The organism is Robiginitalea sp. (assembly GCF_049588695.1).
GTDB lineage: Bacteria > Bacteroidota > Bacteroidia > Flavobacteriales > Flavobacteriaceae > Robiginitalea.
In genome coordinates, this window is sequence record NZ_JBAVZJ010000590.1 from 1 (window position 1) to 2215 (window position 2215).

At 51.4% G+C, this 2215-nt stretch carries 2 protein-coding genes; one reads left to right on the forward strand and one right to left on the reverse strand.

All coding sequences use genetic code 11. The features are described 5' to 3' along the window. Positions 1-565, forward strand: a 565-nt coding sequence (locus WBV75_RS13525; RefSeq protein WP_424121114.1) for an anhydro-N-acetylmuramic acid kinase, incomplete at its 5' end; no start/stop codon positions are given. 52 nt (positions 566-617) lie between these two features. Here the strand turns inward: WBV75_RS13525 and WBV75_RS13530 are convergent. Continuing rightward, positions 618-2159 (reverse strand): acyl-CoA carboxylase subunit beta, encoded by a 1542-nt coding sequence (locus WBV75_RS13530; protein ID WP_424121115.1) that lies wholly within the window; start codon positions 2157-2159, stop codon positions 618-620. Positions 2160-2215: the final 56 nt, after the last annotated feature.

Consider the following 2215-nt stretch of genomic DNA (forward strand, 5'->3'; position numbering starts at 1 on the left):
ACAGGATGGCAAGCGCATAGCCTTCGACATTGGGATTGCGAATATGCTTTTAAACCATCTGGTCAAACCCCTGGGGTTCCCATATGATTCCGGGGGGGAACTGGCTCGGGGAGGACAGATCAATATGGCTTTGCTCGAATCCCTGGACGGACTCGCCTATTATTCCAAATCCCATCCGAAGTCCACAGGCTATGAGTGGTTCTCCGGGGAAATCCTTCCGCTGATCAAGGCATTCCCCGACCGGCCCGAAAACCAACTTCGTACAGCAGCAGAACATATTGCCCGACAGGTGGGCGCACAAGTTCGCAGTGCCAGTAAGGAAGGATCGGGGCGTATCCTTGTCACCGGAGGGGGTGCCTTAAACACGTTTTTGATGGAAGTTTTGCAACAACAACTCCAACCCGATTTTGAAGTGGTCCTCCCGAATCGAAAACTTATCGAGTATAAAGAGGCGATCGTTTTTGGCCTGCTGGGTGCCCTGCGACTCTGTGGTGAAACCAACGTTCTTGCTTCGGTCACCGGAGCCCGCCGCGACTCCTGTTCGGGTATTCTGTGTTTGCCCTAACCGCATATAACCCCACATGACCCCAAATCCAAGGGTCCGCGAAGATCCACCCCTAAAGTGGAATATTACCGTGTTTTCTATTGGGTTGTACAACTTCTTTGTTCTCTAAAGAAGCAAAACCTTTAATGAGTTTTCTACGCGTCTCCGCGGGGAGGATGACCTCATCGATAAATCCACGTCTTGCGGCCCTGTACGGATTGGCAAATTTGGCGGCATATTCCGCCTCTTTTTCAGCCAGTTTTTGTTCCGGATCGTCCGCCTCCTTGATTTCTTTACGGAAAATGATCTCACTGGCCCCTTTCGCTCCCATAACCGCAATTTCCGCCCCGGGCCAGGCAAAATTCAGATCCGCTCCGATATGTTTGGAATTCATAACATCGTAGGCCCCTCCATAGGCCTTTCGGGTAATCACAGTAATTCTGGGGACTGTAGCTTCGCTGAGGGCATATAAGAGTTTGGCACCGTGCATAATGATACCGGACCACTCCTGATCCGTCCCGGGAAGAAAGCCCGGTACATCGACTAAAATCAACAACGGAATATTAAAACTGTCGCAAAAACGGGTGAATCGGGCGGCCTTCCGCGAGCTATCACTGTCCAGGACCCCCGCCAAAAACAACGGCTGATTGGCTACTATCCCGATACTTTTACCCCCCAATCGGGCAAATCCGGTGATGATGTTTTCCGCATAATCTTTATGGATTTCAAAAAACGAGTCCGTATCAATGATGCCGCGGATTACCTCGTGCATGTCATAGGGTTTGTTCGGGTTGCCAGGCACAATACCCGCCAATTCTTCCCGGTATTCGGTACCGGGTTCAAAAGGCAGGTCGGGTGCTTTTTCACGGTTGTTCTGGGGCAGGTAAGACAACAATGTCCGAAGGTCTTCCAGGCAAACCACATCGTTTGATGCCGTACGGTGGGCCACCCCGGATTTTACAGCGTGGGTGGATGCCCCGCCCAACTCTTCGGAGGTTACGGTTTCATTGGTCACCGTTTTCACAACGTTGGGACCGGTCACAAACATATAGCTCGTCTGCTCCACCATAAGGATAAAGTCTGTCATGGCAGGTGAATACACAGCTCCCCCGGCACAGGGGCCCATGATGGCAGATAACTGCGGGACCACTCCCGAGGCCTGCACGTTGCGGTAGAAGATATCGGCATACCCCCCAAGGGAACGCACCCCTTCCTGAATCCGGGCACCCCCGGAGTCGTTAAGTCCGATAACAGGAGCTCCAACCCGCACGGCCAAATCCATCACCTTGCAGATTTTTTCGGCATGCGTTTCGGAAAGGGATCCTCCAAAAACCGTAAAATCCTGGGCGTAAACATAGACCAGCCTGTTGTCAATAGTCCCATAACCTGTTACGACCCCATCTCCATAATACTGTTGGTCCTCCATACCGAAATCCCGGGTCCGATGGGTAACCAAAGCGCCCATTTCTTCAAAGGAACCTTCATCCAGTAAATAAGTGACCCGTTCCCGGGCCGTGAGTTTTTTCTGGGCGTGTTGCCTTTCGATTCGCTTGGCACCTCCTCCGAGGTGGGCTTCTTTTAATCGTTTTTGAAGTTCCTCTATCTTTTTCTCCATGTCTATGTAGTGGGAATTCGTAATTTTTCCTGTTGTTCCAGATAGTACTTTAAGGC